Annotated in this window: 13 protein-coding genes and 1 tRNA gene; 3 read left to right on the top strand and 11 right to left on the bottom strand. The window is 43.9% G+C overall.

What is annotated here, in order from left to right:
- Positions 1–367: 367 nt before the first annotated feature.
- Positions 368–3,331, top strand: a complete 2,964-nt coding sequence (secDF, locus tag HMPREF0671_RS05630) for a protein translocase subunit SecDF (RefSeq protein WP_036897783.1) — start codon at positions 368–370, stop codon at positions 3,329–3,331.
- 73 nt (positions 3,332–3,404) lie between these two features.
- Here secDF and HMPREF0671_RS05625 read toward each other — a convergent pair.
- Both HMPREF0671_RS05625 and HMPREF0671_RS05620 read right to left on the bottom strand, forming a co-directional pair.
- Positions 3,405–3,476 (bottom strand) — tRNA-Arg (locus tag HMPREF0671_RS05625).
- A gap of 175 nt (positions 3,477–3,651) precedes the next feature.
- Complete coding sequence (locus tag HMPREF0671_RS05620) at positions 3,652–4,197, bottom strand: NAD(P)H-dependent oxidoreductase (RefSeq protein WP_036897780.1); 546 nt, start codon at positions 4,195–4,197, stop codon at positions 3,652–3,654.
- A 207-nt stretch (positions 4,198–4,404) separates the two neighbouring features.
- On the opposite strand from HMPREF0671_RS05620, the gene HMPREF0671_RS05615 reads away from it, so the two are divergent.
- On the top strand, positions 4,405–5,400 hold the full coding sequence (locus tag HMPREF0671_RS05615) for an NAD(P)-dependent oxidoreductase (protein WP_036897778.1): 996 nt from the start codon (positions 4,405–4,407) through the stop codon (positions 5,398–5,400).
- Positions 5,401–6,387 carry a phosphatase PAP2 family protein gene (locus HMPREF0671_RS05610; protein WP_198025883.1) on the top strand — a complete coding sequence of 329 codons (987 nt, stop codon included), beginning with the start codon at positions 5,401–5,403 and terminating at the stop codon, positions 6,385–6,387.
- 17 nt (positions 6,388–6,404) lie between these two features.
- On the opposite strand, the gene murI is transcribed toward HMPREF0671_RS05610, so the two are convergent.
- From murI to dinB, 9 genes are all read right to left on the bottom strand, one after another.
- Positions 6,405–7,256: a glutamate racemase gene (murI, locus tag HMPREF0671_RS05605; RefSeq protein WP_036897775.1), complete on the bottom strand. Its 852-nt coding sequence runs from the start codon at positions 7,254–7,256 to the stop codon at positions 6,405–6,407.
- A gap of 288 nt (positions 7,257–7,544) precedes the next feature.
- The gene (locus HMPREF0671_RS05600) at positions 7,545–8,051 is read right to left on the bottom strand and encodes an OmpH family outer membrane protein (RefSeq protein ID WP_036897772.1); all 507 of its coding nucleotides are present in this window, start codon (positions 8,049–8,051) and stop codon (positions 7,545–7,547) included.
- Positions 8,052–8,144: 93 nt separating this feature from the next.
- Positions 8,145–8,645, bottom strand: a complete 501-nt coding sequence (locus tag HMPREF0671_RS05595) for an OmpH family outer membrane protein (protein WP_036897770.1) — start codon at positions 8,643–8,645, stop codon at positions 8,145–8,147.
- Positions 8,646–8,767: 122 nt separating this feature from the next.
- Entirely contained in the window at positions 8,768–9,277 is a 510-nt protein-coding gene (locus HMPREF0671_RS05590) for an OmpH family outer membrane protein (protein ID WP_036897767.1), read from the bottom strand.
- Positions 9,278–9,294: 17 nt separating this feature from the next.
- Positions 9,295–11,907 (bottom strand): outer membrane protein assembly factor, encoded by a 2,613-nt coding sequence (locus HMPREF0671_RS05585; RefSeq protein ID WP_036897803.1) that lies wholly within the window; start codon positions 11,905–11,907, stop codon positions 9,295–9,297.
- A 49-nt stretch (positions 11,908–11,956) separates the two neighbouring features.
- On the bottom strand, positions 11,957–12,691 hold the full coding sequence (locus HMPREF0671_RS05580) for an isoprenyl transferase (RefSeq protein ID WP_036897765.1): 735 nt from the start codon (positions 12,689–12,691) through the stop codon (positions 11,957–11,959).
- 4 nt (positions 12,692–12,695) lie between these two features.
- Positions 12,696–13,373: a DUF6089 family protein gene (locus HMPREF0671_RS05575; protein ID WP_036897800.1), complete on the bottom strand. Its 678-nt coding sequence runs from the start codon at positions 13,371–13,373 to the stop codon at positions 12,696–12,698.
- Between the two features lie 59 nt (positions 13,374–13,432).
- Positions 13,433–14,866 carry a DUF6242 domain-containing protein gene (locus HMPREF0671_RS05570; RefSeq protein WP_036897762.1) on the bottom strand — a complete coding sequence of 478 codons (1,434 nt, stop codon included), beginning with the start codon at positions 14,864–14,866 and terminating at the stop codon, positions 13,433–13,435.
- A 449-nt stretch (positions 14,867–15,315) separates the two neighbouring features.
- Entirely contained in the window at positions 15,316–16,431 is a 1,116-nt protein-coding gene (gene dinB, locus HMPREF0671_RS05565; RefSeq protein ID WP_036897759.1) for a DNA polymerase IV, read from the bottom strand.
- Between the last annotated feature and the right edge of the window lie 12 nt (positions 16,432–16,443).

Here is a 16,443-nt window from a genome sequence, read left to right as displayed (position 1 = left end):
GTGGGGCTGTAAAGGACTGAGGTGGGGCTGTTGCACCGCCTCCGCAACATCGCTGCCTAGCCTATTCAGAAACGCTGAAGAGTTGAGGCAACAATGCTGAAAGAGCTTTGCAATTTTCTAATAGACAAATGGACGAGTAAACAAGCTTATGAATTTAGGAGTGAGAAGTGAGGAATTAAGAGTTGAGAGGTAGCCAAATGAGCAGTAAGAAACCCACTTTATAGTCGCTTTTTTGCACATTTAACGGCTATAAATTTTCCGAAATGCTAAAAAAACCTTATCTTTGCAGCCTATATACACCTAATATATAGTAGGTGTAGGATAGTTAATATTGTCGAAAAACAATAATCAATAATAACACAATAAAATGCAAAACAAAGGAATTGTAATTTGTACAGCCGTCCTCTTGACGCTTGCAAGCATTTTCTACTTGTCGTTCTCTGTGGCTACACACCACTATGACACAGAGGCAGCCAAGTTGAAAGACCCTATTGCGCAGCAAGACTACAAGGACTCGGTGAAGTATCTGGGTATCTACTCTTATCAGAAATGTCTGGAGACTCAAATCGGTCTAGGTCTTGACCTCAAGGGCGGTATGAACGTCATCTTGGAGATTTCTGTACCCGATGTAGTGGAAATGCTCGCCGACCACAAGACAGACGCAGGTTTCACCAAGTCTATCAAAGAGGCTCGCGTAGAGGAAGAGCACAGTCAGAGTGACTTCATCTCTCTCTTCATCAAGGCTTATAAGAAGAACGCACCGGGGCATCGCCTCGCAGAAATTTTCGCTACTCAGCAGTTACAGGGCAAAGTAAACCCACAAAGCAGCGACTCAGAAGTAGAGAAAGTACTACGTGCCGAAGTAAAGAGCGCCATCGACAACTCTTTCAACGTAGTTCGTACACGTATCGACAAGTTCGGTGTCGTACAGCCTAACATTCAGAAACTGGAAGGCCAAGACGGTCGTATCATGGTAGAAATGCCGGGTATCCGCGAACCGGAGCGTATGCGTAAGCTGCTGCAGGGAAGTGCCAACCTCGAATTCTGGGAGACTTACAATTCCGAGGAAATCATTCCTTACCTCAGCCAATTGGATACTCGCTTGGCAAACGGTGGTGCCGACACCACACAAGTAAAGGCAGATACAGCACAAGTTGCTGCCAAAACAGCAGAGCAGCCTAAGTTTAAGCTGAACAATAAGGCAGACAAAACTATAAAAGAAAATACAGAAGCACAGATGGAGGCAGCCAAGAAGCAGCATCCATTGCTCGCTATGCTTCAGACATCGGGTCAGAATTCGCTAAGCCTTGTGGCTTTTGCCAGTGTTCGCGATACCGCTGCCATCAATAAGATTATCTATAGTGCACTTGCAAAACAGGTGTTGCCTTCTGACTTGAAACTCCTTTGGAGTGCTAAGCCTAGCGACTTGGTAAAGGGCAAAAACATCTATGAGCTGCACGCATTGAAGGTTACATCGGCTAGTGGACGCGCTCCGCTGGAAGGCGATGTAGTGACCGACGCCAAAGACCAGTTCAACAACCTCACCGGTTCACCTGAGGTTAGCATGAGCATGAACTCAGAAGGTGCACGTCGTTGGGCTGCATTGACCAAAGCCAACGTTGGTAAAGCTATTGCTATTGTATTGGATGGCGTGGTTTACTCTGCTCCTCGTGTAAACGGAGAGATTGATGGAGGCCAGTCTTCTATCTCAGGTAACTTCACCATTGAGGATACCAAGGACTTGGCCAACACCTTGAAGTCGGGTCGTATGCCAGCTCCTGCACGCATCGTACAGGAAGAAGTGGTAGGTCCTACACTGGGTGCACAGTCTATCGAACAGGGCGTTGTATCATTTGCTATCGCTTTCGTGCTGTTGATGGTGTACATGGTTGTGATGTACAACCTCATTCCCGGTATGATGGCTAACATCGCTTTGATTGTCAACCTATTCTTTACACTCGGTATTCTGACCTCGTTCCAAGCCGCACTTACCATGTCAGGTATTGCCGGTATGGTGCTATCGCTCGGTACGGCCGTCGATGCCAACGTGCTTATCTATGAACGTATCAAAGAAGAGTTGCGTGCCGGACTCGGTATGAGACAAGCTCTGAAAGCCGGTTACGACAATGCTTTCTCGGCTATCTTCGACTCTAACTTGACTTCTATCATCACTGGTGTCATCCTCTACGTATTCGGTACAGGTCCTATCCGTGGTTTCGCTACCACTTTGATTATCGGTATCGTCTGCTCATTCTTTACAGCTGTGTTCCTCACACGTCTCGTTTATGAATATCAGTTGAACAAGGATCGTTGGACAAAGTTGAAGTTCCATACTCCATTGTCAGAGAACTTGATGCAGAATGTGCACTTTCCATTCATGGGAGTTTACAAGACCAGCTTTGGCATCGTCGTTATTATGACAATTGTATTCATCGCCAGCTTCTTCGTTCGTGGTATTGGTAAGAGCATCGACTTCACCGGTGGACGTAACTACGTAGTACAATTTGAGAACCCTGTTCAGCCTGAAGAAGTGCGTGGTGTATTGGCTAAAACCTTCCCCGGTTGTACAACAAGTGCTTTGGCACTGGGTACCGACAACCGCACCATCCGTATGTCGACCAACTACAAGATTGAGAGCAACAGCCCAACAGTAGACGACGAGGCAGAAACCATGCTTTACAACGCATTGAAAGCCGACGGACTGGTAAGTCAGAAGAGCGTTTCCGACTTCAAGAATCCGGACATCCGCCAAGGAGGTTCTATCATCAGCAGTACCAAGGTAGGTCCTTCTGTAGCTAAAGATATTACATACGGTGCCATCATCAGTGTGCTCTTCGCCCTGATTGCCATCTTCGTATATATCTTAATTCGTTTCCGCAACGTGGCATTCTCTGTAGGTTCAACTATAGCTTTGGCATTCGATGCCTTGGTAGTCATCGGTTTGTTCTCGCTATTACAGGGCGTGGTACCATTCTCTCTTGAAATAGACCAAACCTTCATCGGCGCTATCTTGACCGTTATCGGTTACTCTATCAACGATAAGGTGGTGGTATTCGACCGTATACGTGAGAATTTGAAGTTGCATCCAAAGCAGGATTATCAGACAGTATTCAACGATAGTATCAACCAAACATTGGCTCGTACCATCAACACCTCGTCTACAACATTGCTCGTATTGTTGTGTATCCTATTCCTCGGTGGAGAGAGTATCCAGCCATTCGCATTTGCTATGGCACTTGGTGTAGTATTCGGTACACTGTCGTCTATCTTCATCGCATCTCCTATTGCTTACTTGACAATGGGTAAGAAGATTGAAGAGAAGGTAGCATAGAACAATACCTCTTATATAATAAAAGCCGCGGCTCAAGGATTTTTCCTAGAGTCGCGGCTTTTAACTTGAATTGTGATTCCACCGAGAATCGAACTCGGATCAAAGGTTTAGGAAACCTCCGTTCTATCCATTAAACTATGGAACCAACAAAAGCATACAACAAGGCAACAGAACATCGGCCTATGTTGTATGCAAAGGTAATAATTAAACGCGAGTTCTACGAATGATAACTACCTATAAATTTACAAAATAGCAAATTCCTCTTGCCAAACTAGTATTTTCAGGCGTTTATCATTGCGAACAAGCAAAACTCAATAGGCTTATTTTACCAGCGCAGCCACACGCTCAGCTTGCGCAACAGCCTTGGTCTTTACGCCCGCCAACACCTCTTCGGGCATCACACCCGGCATATAAAGCATCCCGGCTTCAGTGACACAGCCAACAAACTCCATACCGCAGAAATCTATACTACGAATGATAGGAGCCATTAAATCTTCTATCGTACGACCTTTGTCGCTATAGTTCTCGATGCCCGCACCCGCAGTTACAGATACGATGACCTTCTTACCATGGAGTTTATCACCTGTAGAACCATAAGCAAAGCCATAGAGCAATACATCATCCATCCACTGCTTAAAGATACCGGGAGTAGCAAACCAATAGAGAGGAAACTGCCAAATAATGGTATCTGCCTTCACTAACTTAGCTTGCTCGGCAGCTACATCAATCTTGCGATTGGGATATAGTGCCCCAAGATCACTTACTTCCATAGTAGGAATCAACTCTTTCAACTTACTGATAACCGTCGCATTGGCATTCGATATATTTAAATCTGGATGTCCGCTTACTAATAATACATTACTCATAAAAATACTTTCAATTAATTTGTCTATAAATACGGTCGTGAAGATACGATATATTCTGCTTATCGACAATTTTTATAGGAACAAATAAGACGATGTAAGAAAAACAAAAAGGCAAGACACCGGCTAATGAGAAGTAAATGTTGTGAGAATTCTCGTATTTCAGAAAATATCACTATTTTTGTATCGAATAGTTATTAGTATCTTTAAATGAACGTTCTCATTACCGGTGCCAGTGGATTCATCGGAAGTTTTATCGTAGAAGAAGCCTTGAACAAAGGGTTTGAAGTGTGGGCAGCTGTGCGAAAGAGCAGTTCTCGACAGTATCTCACCGACCCACGTATCCACTTCATCGAACTCAATCTGAATGACAAGCAGGAGTTGAAAGAACAACTCCGCGACCATACTTTCGACTATGTGGTACATGCCGCAGGCGTGACCAAATGTCGGAACAAGAACGATTTCTTCCGCGTCAATACCGAAGGAACAAAAAATTTAGTCAATGCTTTGCTCGAATTACAGATGCCGATACGCCGCTTTGTCTACCTAAGCAGCCTCAGCGTGTATGGAGCTATACGCGAACAAAAGCCCTATGCAGAGATTTGCGAAGAAGATACGCCCCGCCCGAATACGGCTTATGGGCAGAGCAAACTGCAAGCAGAACAATTCCTCGACAGCATAGGCAACGACTTCCCTTATATCATTCTGCGCCCCACAGGAGTCTATGGGCCACGTGAGCACGACTACTTCCTCATGGCAAAGAGTATTAAGAACCATGTAGACTTTGCTGTAGGATTCACACGACAAGACATTACATTCGTATATGTACAGGATGTGGTACAGGCTGTATTCCTTGCTTTCGACCATGGCATGAACGGGAGAAAATACTTCTTGAGTGATGGTAATGTCTATCAATCGAGCGCATTCAGCAACTACATACACGAAGCATTGGGGCGCCCTTGGTGGATACGCCTCACAGCCCCGATAGCACTACTCCGCATCATCACATGGATAGGCGAATACGTAGGTAGAACCGGCAAACAACCTTCGGCACTCAACAACGATAAATATCATATATTGAAACAACGCAACTGGCGTTGTAACATAGAGCCAACAATGGATGAACTGGGATACCACGCACTTTACGACTTGAAGAAAGGTGTAGACCTCACGATTCAATGGTATCGAGAAAACAGTTGGCTATAAATGAAAACAATGAAATTTCTGAAAGACTTGGTTACCATCGAGAAGAAACCGCATCGCGGACTCATGGTATTGGAATGGGCAGTGCTGGGCTATATGCTACTAACACTGCTCGTTATACTCTTTACATACACAAAGATGGAGAGTCCCCATGCGATGATATGGGGACGTGTACGCATTGGAGCCATCACCATAGCACTATGGGCTGTCTATAGACTGGTGCCTTGCCGGCTGACACGCTTTATAAGAGTGGGAGCTCAACTCGGCCTACTGGCGTGGTGGTATCCCGACACTTACGAACTCAATCGTATCTTTCCCAACCTCGACCACTTATTTGCTCGCTGGGAACAGATGATGTTTGGTTGTCAACCAGCCTTGCTCTTTGCTGCCAAATTCCCTTCGCATATCGTAAGCGAACTCATGGATATGGGGTATGCTTCCTATTATCCTATGATAGTATTGACCATACTTTACTTCTTCGTATGCCGCTATCAGGAGTTTGAACGAGCTGCAACCGTTGTATTGGTTTCGTTCTTTGCTTATTACGTAATTTATGTATTCCTACCCGTAACCGGGCCAACATTCTATTACAAAGCGATAGGAATGGAATACGTGGTAAAAGGAATCTTTCCACAAGTACACGACTATTTCAATACGCATACGGATTGCCTGCCTAGTCCGGGATACACACACGGCATATTCTATCAATTGGTAGAAGACGCCAAAGCTGCTGGAGAACGCCCTACGGCAGCTTTCCCTAGCAGCCATGTAGGTATATCGACCATCTGCATGCTGCTTGTGCTGTATGCACGAAATTATAAATTACTAGTATTGATGTTGCCTTTCTATCTATTACTATGTATGGCAACGGTCTATATCCAAGCCCATTATGCCATTGACGCAATAGCCGGTTTCGTGACGGCCATCCTATTTTTCTTTGGGACAATGGCATTAACAAAAAACATGGACAGTGGTCGAAAAAGACGATAACCACTGTCCATGCTCCATTAGAAAAACTTACGATCGTCGAGATCAATATGTGTTACCTGTACGTCTTCGTGCAGGAAAATACGTGCCGACTCTTTAAATTTATCGGCATTCTCCGTCGTGTAGTAGTAACAACTGCCACCTTGGGTACACTTCTTCTCAATAGCCGGATGCTCACCTAGATAAGTTTGCAGACTATCGGCTACGTACTCGCCTTGTGGCAAGACCCTCACGCCGGAGGGAACATACTTCACTATCTTCGGCATCAGAATGGGATAATGGGTGCATCCTAAGATAATGGTATCAATATTTGCATCCTTCCGCATCAACTCATCCACACGCTTCTTGACGAAATAATCGGCTCCGGGACTATCAGCTTCATTATATTCGACCAAAGGAACCCAAAAAGGACAAGCCACACCCGACACTTTGATATCAGGCCAAAGCTTACCTATCTCCATGTCATAGCTTCTACTCTTGACCGTTCCTTCGGTCGCTAGCAAACCTACATGGCAAGATTGTGTGATATTACCAATAATCTCGGCTGTAGGACGAATTACTCCCAGCACACGCCGGCCAGAATCCCACATCGGAATATCGCGACGCTGAATGGAGCGTAGAGCTTTGGCCGAAGCGGTATTACAGCCCAATATCACGAGATGGCAGCCCATTGAGAACAATTTTAAGACTGCTTGACGTGTAAATTTATACACTATATCGAAAGAGCGTGTACCGTATGGCGCACGTGCATTATCACCTAAATAGACATAATCGTACTGCGGTAGCAACTGACGAATACCATGTAAGATGGTCAATCCGCCATAACCGGAATCGAATACGCCTATAGGGCCGGGATTTTGGGGAAGATTCATAAATGCAATTAATTAACCTCTCTCCCACCCCCTCTCCCAAGGAGAGGGGAGATGAGGTAAGGAGTTAGGGGGAGTGAAGCAGTGATGGAGTGAAGCTAAAAGCCTATTGACCATCATTTATAAAACTCTATCTTTATTCCCCCTCGCCTTGGGAGAGGGGAAATGAGGTAAAGATTTAGGGGGAGTGAAGCAGTGATGGAGTGAAGCTAAAAGCCTATTGACCATCATTTATAAAACTCTATCTTTATTCCCCTCGCCTTGGGAGAGGGGTTAGGGGTGAGGTTTCCATTACTTCACTGCATCCAGTAACAAGGTATTGATGTCTTCTCCCATCATGCTATTGATGTAGGGAACAGCATCGTTATCGGTGTTCAAGACGAACATATAACCGCGCTCCATGCCAATACGACGAACCGTTGTCCTCAACTTCTCGCGTACCGGTCCATAAGCATCGGCCTCAGCCTGCTTCAAAAGACGTTCGGCATTGGCTTTAAAGGCAACATTCTTCTCCATCATCTCTTGCAATTCTGCCTGACGCTTTTGCAAAATAGTTGGTTCAAACTCACGTTGTCCTTCGAGGAATTCCTCATATTTCTTATTAAACTCATCCTCCACTCGCTTGGTTTCAGCCGCATATTTACCGCGCAAGCTTTCCATATTGCGCTGTGCAATGGTATATTCCGGCATCGATTTGAGCACCGTGTCGAAACTGAAATAGCCAAACTTCTGCATATCTTGAGCCGAAGCCGATAGCATAACGAAGCATAGCACTAAAAAAAGGAAATATTTTTTCATAAGTCGTTAAGATTAGTTGTGGATATTAAGAAAGAACAAAATGGGGGCAAGGAATCTCCCCTGCCCCCACCTATATGATATAAACAACTTGTATTACTTAGTCTTAGAGAGCTGAGCCTTTACCTCTGAAGTAACATCCTTGCTCAATGTATCGCTGATATAAGGGATACCTGCGCTCACATCCATGATGTAAACATAGCCACCGGTCTTACCAACTGCTTTGATAGCGTTGACAAGTTTGGTTGTGATAGGAGTCATTTTCTCTTGCTGAGCTTTCTGAAGAGCCTGTTGATTGTCCTGATAAGTCTGCTGTATCTTCTGATACATAGTCTGTAATTCGGTCTCTGTCTCCTGTTGTTTGGTAGCATTCATCGTACTCTTATTCTTGTCATAGTCCTGAGACTTGCGAGTCAACTCGTCCTGCATAGCCTTCAAGTCGTTCTCGTACTGCTTTGCAGTAGCTTCCATCTCACCACGAGCCTTGATAAACTCAGGCATGCTAGCCATTACTTCCTGAGCATTCAGGTGGCCAAACTTCTGTGCAAACATTGACAATGGTGCAAAAAGCATCAACATCAAAATAATCTTCTTCATCGTTTCTAAAGTTTATTTAATTATTAATTCTATTTCTATCATGGGAGTTAAGGAGTAAATTGGAGTGATAGAGTTAAGCAAAATGCCCATAATTCATCACTTCTCACTCCTAACTCTTCACTCTATTCATATCCCAGTTTTTGTAGTATCTCGGTAGAAATGTCAATACGTGGACTACCAAAGATGATGGCTGTATCGCTAGCACGATCCAAGACAAGACTGTAACCACGCAATTCTGAGATCTCCTTCACAGCTGCATAGATTTCATCTTGGATAGGTGTCATCAAACTCTCACGCTTTTTAAAGAGTTCACCTTCCGGTCCGAAATATTTCTTCTTGAGGTCAGCTGCTGCTTTCTCTTTCTGCATGATCTGATCTTGCTTGGCTTTCTTCTGCTCCTTAGAGAGGAAGACCACCTCGTTCTGATAATTCTTATACATCGTGCTGGCTTCCGTATTCAGGGCTTCTACTTCTGCCTGCCACTTCTTGCTCACTTGATTGAGTTGCTCATTGGCACGCTCATAGGCCGGAATATGCTTCAACACATATTCCATATCCATCAACGCAAACTTCTGCGCATTTGCCGTAAGCCCCACTAGAGCCATCAGGCATATCATCAACAATTTCTTCATTTCATTATCATTTAATTCTAGAACTCTTGTCCTAAGATGAAGTGGAACTGGCTTCCACCCTTTGTTCCAAACACCTTATCAAATCCGTAAGCCCAGTCAATACCCATCAGACCAACCATAGGCAAGAAGAGACGAACACCAACACCGGCACTACGCTTCATGTCGAATGGGTTGAAATTCTTCACAGATGTCCAAGCATTACCTGCTTCTACGAAGGTAAGACCGTAGATTGTAGTATTACCAAGGAGGAATGGATAGCGAAGTTCCAGCGAGAAACGGTCGTAAGCATAACCCTCACCTTGCGATGTGAGCGAGCCATTCTCATAACCACGCAATCCAATAGTCTCTTCCGCATAGCCGGTAGAATATCCACTCATACCGTCACCACCCATATAATAGGTCTCGAACGGACTCTTCTTATACTTGTTATAGCTACCTAAGATACCCATTTCTACACGGGTCATCAACACAAAACACTTCTGACCACCTGAAAGAGCCGTATAGGTCTTAGCCTTAAACTTCCACTTATGATACTCTATCCAGTGGAACTTCTCTTGTTGTTCTTGTGAGTAAGTGGCCGATTGTCTATCTGTTGCAAGGTTCTTATAGTCCTTACCATCCCATGCACTCCAAGGCGGAGTCAAAGTAACAGAGGCCATAAACTCAGAACCACGACGTGGGAAGAGTTGGTTATCGGTAGATACTCGACTCAACGAAAGGTTCAAGTTGATATTATTAGCAGAGCCATTCGTCATCAAGAAGTAATTCCAATTCTTCAAAATATAGCGCTGGTAAGACAACTGCATAGACAACATGAAATAGTCATCGGGCCAACGTAGACGTTTACCCCACCCTACACTGACACCTAACAACTTCACATACTTGTCTGGATCATAGTAGTTCTCATAGTTGTTATAATAGCTGTTACCCATACCATAGATGGAATTATAATAGTTGTTCATATATCCACTATTATAATAACTGCTTGATACGTCAGTCTGCTTACTGTAATAAGCACTCACAGAGAACTGAATGGGGCGCTTTCCACCCAACCAGTTAGTTGAATAACTGGCATTATACGATTGATAGTAAGTACCATTGGTCTGTGCACCCAATGACAATGTCTCACCATCACCGATAGGCATAATACCACGATGCTCTCTATTCTTATTGAATAAGTTGGCTATAGAGAAGTTATTCAACTTCAATCCAACTCGCCCAATGACACCCGTTTGTCCATAACCGAGTGAGAATTCAATCTGGTCATTACTCTTCTGAGCCAAGTTCCAGTTAATGTCTACCGTTCCATTCTCATAGTTTGGCTTCACATCCGGATTCACTTTTTCTGGGTCGAAGTGTCCCATAGAGCCCAATTCACGTGCTGAACGCTGCAAAGCTTCCTTAGAGAATAGGTCTCCGGGTTTGGTACGCAACTCACGACGAACTACATTTTCATATAAACGGTCGTTACCATTGATTCGCACATGATCGATATGAGCCTGCGGTCCTTCCACAATACGCATCTCCAAATCAATGGAGTCGCCAACAATATTAACCTCTGTAGGATTCAAATTGTAGAACAAATAACCATTATTCCAGTAGCTATTGCCCACAGCATCCTCATCTTCAGACAAGCGTTTGCTCAATTGCTTTTGGTTGTAAACATCCCCTTTCTGCATACCAAGCAACGCACTCAGATAGTCAGTAGAGTAAACAGTGTTACCAGCCCATGTGATATTGCGCAGATAATACTTCTGTCCTTCGTCTACCTTTATATATATATTGACATGTTTATCGTCATTATTCCATACGCTATCCTTCACAATAGTGGCATCACGATAACCCAGTTCATTATATTTCTCAATAAGCTTCTTCTTGTCTTCAGCATAACGCTCTGGCGTAAACTTCTTTGCTTTCAAAAATCCACCAAGTGTTCCAGCCTCATGAATCTTCGAAAAAGCACCTTTCTTAAGGAATCCACCTTTTATCTTAGAGTCTGAAAGTTTCTCGTTTCCATCGATGATAATCCTACGAACCTTCATCTTCTCTTTCTTATCAACATTGACATCAAGAATCACTTGATTCTTGTTTGCCACGTCTTCGCGCTGATTTATCTCTATCTCCGCGTTCTTAAAGCCTTTATCATCAAAGTATTTCTTGGCCAATATCTTGGCACGGTCAATCATATTCGGTGTAATCTGTGACCCCTTCAATAAGCCGAGTTTCTGTTCCATATCCTCACGCTCACTCTTCTTCAAGCCAGAGTAATTGATGGTAGAAACACGAGGACGAGTCTTTAGATAGAAGTGCAAGTACACCTTACGACCAACGATAGAGTCGGCAGACACCTTTACATCAGAGAAAAGACCATGTTTCCAGTAACGCTTCACAGCCTCTGTGATTTCGCTTCCCGGCACACTTATCTCTTGTCCAACGCTCAATCCGGAGATACCTGTCAGCATATAATCTTCATAGTTCTCCACTCCTGAGACATTGATACCCCCCAGAATACACGTACGAGGATTGCCTGCATACGAGATATCAGGATTTACTATTTTATCTTGCGCTTCTATACCGAGGCTGTATGTAAACACCGCCAAGGCTATCAACACCTTATTTATATAATTCATCATTCGGAAAATTTCTTTCGTCTTTATATTCTGTGGTGTATAGATATTCTTATTTTGAATTCTGTTCGTTTTCTACTTGCTCCTCTGTCTTACCGAATCTGCGCTGTCTACTCTGATAACTGAGAATGGCACGTCGTAGATCTTCTTCACCGAAATCGGGCCAATAGGTATCACAGAAATAGAGTTCAGAATAAGCAATCTGCCAAAGCAGATAATTAGAGATGCGCAATTCACCGCCAGTACGGATGAGTAATTCGGGATCAGGCATATCTTTCGTCTCCAAATGAGCAGTGACAAACGCCTCTGTCACATCTTCCGGTTTAACACCTTCGCTTATCATATCACGCAAAGCTTTTGTGATTTCCCAACGCGAAGAGTAACTCAAAGCCACCACCATGGTCATGGCATCATTATCAGAGGTATGACTTTCGGTCTCTCTCAGCTTTTCTTGTACCACCTCTGGAAGACGTTCTATATCGCCAATAACTTGGAATCTAACATTGTTCTTCATGAAAATTTCATCTTCCAACGAAGACAACACCAAGCCCATCAAGGCAGAAATCTCATCAGTAGGTCGATTCCAGTTTTCTGTAGAGAATGTATATAGCGTCAAATATTTCACACCTAGGCGCACACACTCTGATGTAATACGACGTACCGTATCCACCCCAGCCTGATGACCAAAGCTGCGTTCCTTGCCACGCTCTGCAGCCCAACGCCCGTTACCATCCATGATGATAGCCACGTGTTGCGGAATGCGATTCATATCTAATTGCTCTGTCATATCGTCAATAATCTTTATTACACGTCTTGCACTTCGGCATAAAACTATAAGCCAGTGTCAACATGCACGTCGAATAGCTATCAGTATTCTTAAACAAGCCGGAACTAGCTATCGCATAAGGGTCTTTCACCCCATCCAACATATCGCTCGTACCGAAATGCATCATCCATTCCAACCCCAAATTCAATCGGTCGGCCACCTTATATTTAAGACCTAGCCCTATCGGGAAATTGAAAGTAAAATCGTTACCATTACCCGACACGAACGTACCGCCAACACCTATACCCACATAGGGGGTCAATCTTTTGGCTCCACGGTAATCGCGCCCAGTGCCATACGACCAGAAATTATATTCATAAGTGAGGCCTATATCTACCAAAGAACGACTAAATTGATGGGGAATACTGGCATAAGCAGGATAATAGGTGTCTACATCGGCCGACGAACCTTTTAACTTTCCAAACATACCCGACAATCGTAAACCCATATAAGGATTCAAATTGCGTCGCAATATCACCGCCATCATCGGCCGTAAATCTTTCGTCAGATTTCCATTGAAATCACCAAGATAGCCATCAAGCCCTAATCCGGCACCGATTTCCATACGATACTCGTCATCATCTTGGGCATGTAGCGGTGTGACAGTAAAGACTAATAAGCATGCCAACAATCCTATTCGCACACTATTACCTACCTTTCTATTCACACCAAAGCCTTTATTCACGGGCAATGCTCTTATTTTTATTGAAAGATTGTATCTTCCTTCTTCCAAGCCAAGCCGGAGAGCAACCCCTTCCACACCTGTCCTGTACCGCCACAGATAATCCATAAGCGGTGTTGAGAGTCTGTCACCAACGCAAACGAGGTTTCGCTGGAAGAGAATCCCGTAGGCATTGTGACAACAGTATCCTTAGGCCAATGCAATCCACCGTCCTCACTTGTATACACTTGGGCAAAAGCCTTGCCCTTACTAGCTCCACGACCGGAACCTCCAATGGCTCTCATACCATTTCCATAGAGCACTGCCTGCAAATTAGTCAAGCGCTGTGCTTTATATCTATCCGAGCGGGCTATAGGATAATAAGTCCATGCCTGCGTCTTGCCACCGGCAGAGAGTTCCTCTACTTTACCCCATACCATCGCTGTAGAATCTTTCGAATAAGAATCCGCACGATTGCCAATAATCGTCAAATAATCGACAGCATCGCCTGCAGACCCATGTCGACAAACAAAGCTAACATCTTCTGTCGGTAATAACGCTGCATCATTATCCAACTTCTCAACAATCCAAGTGGCACCTTTATCTACAGACGCAGCCAAACCACTGGTCGTTGTTAGCGCATAGAGTTTCTTGGTTCCAGAACCCAATAATTGCTTGATTGTAGCTGCCGAAGCACCTTTCTGCCATGTCTTGAAATCAGACGATGTATAGATAGCACCATCGTTGAGCAGATAAGCCGTACCATCTTGAATGGCAATATTCTTATATGCCTCAGTAGACAATGCAATATTAGGTGTTACGGCAGACCATGTGGCGCCATCGCTTTCAGCTGTACGATACACCTCTACGCCTGCTCCCTTGTTTCCAACCACATAGACGAAGCCTCCAAGCGCATAACCGCGCATGGCTGTCAATGCGGCGATCTGAGGATTATTGGTTGCTAGATTGTTCCAAGAGAAAGAATCAGCCACTTCCTTATGCACATTCACGTCAATGAGATAAGAACGTGTAGCTGTCTCAGAACTGTTCACGGCAGACATCACACGGAATTCACGAGCCTGCTTAAAATTGATGGAATCCGAGGTATTGTAATAAAACAAACTGTCAGAATCATTATCTTTCAAGAGAATTACACCACCGTTCTTCGCAGCAATCGTACATATCACCTTACCCACATCGACACCTTTTGGCAACGAATCCGGGTTATAAATCCGATTATTGATTTGATCTATATAGAAAGAATAGCCACTACAATCTATCGTTGTAGTGTAAACGCTATCTTTTCCAGCAGAATTCTTAGTATGTATGGTTCTCTTTAATGTCCCAAGCTTGAAGGACGTAATGGCCGTTTCCCCATAGTAAGTTGTTTTCTCGTCATTATTGCCCAGACAAGAAGTAAGCAGACTTATTGCCGACAACAACAGCACTGCAGTGGATAATAACTTCCCCTTCATTCAAATTGAAAATATTATTTTAGCTGCAAATTTAAGTAGAAATCCTTAATTAGGCCAACTTTTATACTCTTTATTATGTAAAATAATGAATAAGTCCATTATTTTAAAGTTTGTTTAGTGTTTAATATCAAGAGATAAAATACAATCTTCGCTGTAACAATTATTTATAATTTACTAGTGTACATTCGTATGTCTCAGTGCAATAACACTGAGAATCGTTAAAAACAGCACGCCACCAAGCAACGATACCGTTTCCATATCCATGAATACTACTCCTATTTTAGACAACCAATCCACTGCCTTATCTAATTATTTTTTGCGTAATAATATCCTTTTACAAAAGAAGTCGCAAAGGTATAAGGCTCATTCTTCATCCTCGAATTTTTGTCTATATTTCTTCAACCTCAATCCATTTTCCTTGATTTACATCAATCTCGAAATCTACATACTCATCTTTTTTCATTCATCCACTCCGGAAATGGAATGTCAAGTTCTGTCCATTCTGCCTTTCCCATATCATCTTCCAAATGCGAATGCGACACCGACAGCCCCAACAAACGTATTTCATGATTTTCGGCTTCTATCTGTGCGATGAGCTGTTTGGCCACTGGTAGTATCTCATCTTTAGATATAAAAGGCTTCCGACGCGTCACACTGCGTGTTACCTGCGTAAAATCACTATACTTTGCCTTCAAGGTTAGGGTCGTTCCCCTAAAATTTTCCTTCGCAATACGGCCTACCAATTCTTCCGTCAAATGATAAAGTTCAATGACAAACGATGAATGTTGCGACAAATCCTTTAGAAAAGTACGTTCGCAGCCTAGTGATTTCCTGATGTAATGAGCTTCCACCGGACGGTCATCTACACCCCGCGTAAACTGGTAAAAGATGCCACCCATCTTTCCAAAATGGCGTATCAACATCTCTTGTGAACATTGTCGTAGTTGCAAACCTGTGAATATACCGAGACCATGCATCTTTTCAGCCGTCTTAGCTCCGACTCCCCAAAAGTCTTCCACAGGCAGACGCGACAAGAAATCGAGTGCACGACTGGGATGAATCACGGTCAATCCGTCGGGTTTTCGATAATCGGATGCTATCTTGGCCAGCAGTTTATTGTAAGAAACTCCGGCAGAAGCGGTCAAATGCAGTTCTTCTTTGATACGCCGACGTATCTCACGTGCGATGTCAACAGCGAACTCTACACCTATTTTATTATTAGAGACATCCAAGAAAGCTTCATCAAGCGAAAGGGGCTCTATGACGTCTGTGTAATCCTGCAAAATAGCATGAACCTTACTCGACACGGCACGATACTTCTCAAAGTTTACTGGTACAAGTATCAATTCAGGACATAGTCGTTTAGCCTTAGAAGTAGGCATGGCCGAATGTACGCCAAACTGGCGAGCCTCATAACTGGCCGTAGTCAACACACTGCGCTCACCATCAAATCCTACGGCAATAGGCTTCCCACGCAACGAGGGGTCGTCGCGTTGCTCCACAGAGGCATAGAAGGCATCCATGTCTACGTGGATGATTTTACGTAGGTTTCGGTCGGCAGTCATATTTACGGAAAG

Source organism: Prevotella sp. S7 MS 2 (assembly GCF_000762865.1).
In the GTDB taxonomy this organism is placed as follows: domain Bacteria; phylum Bacteroidota; class Bacteroidia; order Bacteroidales; family Bacteroidaceae; genus Prevotella.
Note: the sequence above shows the minus strand (reverse complement) of the source record. Positions and strands in the feature narration are given on the sequence as shown.

Excerpts from the sequence above, each read along its gene's own strand:
- secDF (WP_036897783.1), top strand. The coding sequence starts at position 368 with ATGCAAAACAAAGGAATTGTAATTTGTACAGCCGTCCTCTTGACGCTT.
- HMPREF0671_RS05620 (WP_036897780.1), bottom strand. The coding sequence starts at position 4,197 with ATGAGTAATGTATTATTAGTAAGCGGACATCCAGATTTAAATATATCG.
- HMPREF0671_RS05615 (WP_036897778.1), top strand. The coding sequence starts at position 4,405 with ATGAACGTTCTCATTACCGGTGCCAGTGGATTCATCGGAAGTTTTATC.
- HMPREF0671_RS05610 (WP_198025883.1), top strand. The coding sequence starts at position 5,401 with ATGAAAACAATGAAATTTCTGAAAGACTTGGTTACCATCGAGAAGAAA.
- murI (WP_036897775.1), bottom strand. The coding sequence starts at position 7,256 with ATGAATCTTCCCCAAAATCCCGGCCCTATAGGCGTATTCGATTCCGGT.
- HMPREF0671_RS05600 (WP_036897772.1), bottom strand. The coding sequence starts at position 8,051 with ATGAAAAAATATTTCCTTTTTTTAGTGCTATGCTTCGTTATGCTATCG.
- HMPREF0671_RS05595 (WP_036897770.1), bottom strand. The coding sequence starts at position 8,645 with ATGAAGAAGATTATTTTGATGTTGATGCTTTTTGCACCATTGTCAATG.
- HMPREF0671_RS05590 (WP_036897767.1), bottom strand. The coding sequence starts at position 9,277 with ATGAAGAAATTGTTGATGATATGCCTGATGGCTCTAGTGGGGCTTACG.
- HMPREF0671_RS05585 (WP_036897803.1), bottom strand. The coding sequence starts at position 11,907 with ATGAATTATATAAATAAGGTGTTGATAGCCTTGGCGGTGTTTACATAC.
- HMPREF0671_RS05580 (WP_036897765.1), bottom strand. The coding sequence starts at position 12,691 with ATGACAGAGCAATTAGATATGAATCGCATTCCGCAACACGTGGCTATC.
- HMPREF0671_RS05570 (WP_036897762.1), bottom strand. The coding sequence starts at position 14,866 with ATGAAGGGGAAGTTATTATCCACTGCAGTGCTGTTGTTGTCGGCAATA.
- dinB (WP_036897759.1), bottom strand. The coding sequence starts at position 16,431 with ATGACTGCCGACCGAAACCTACGTAAAATCATCCACGTAGACATGGAT.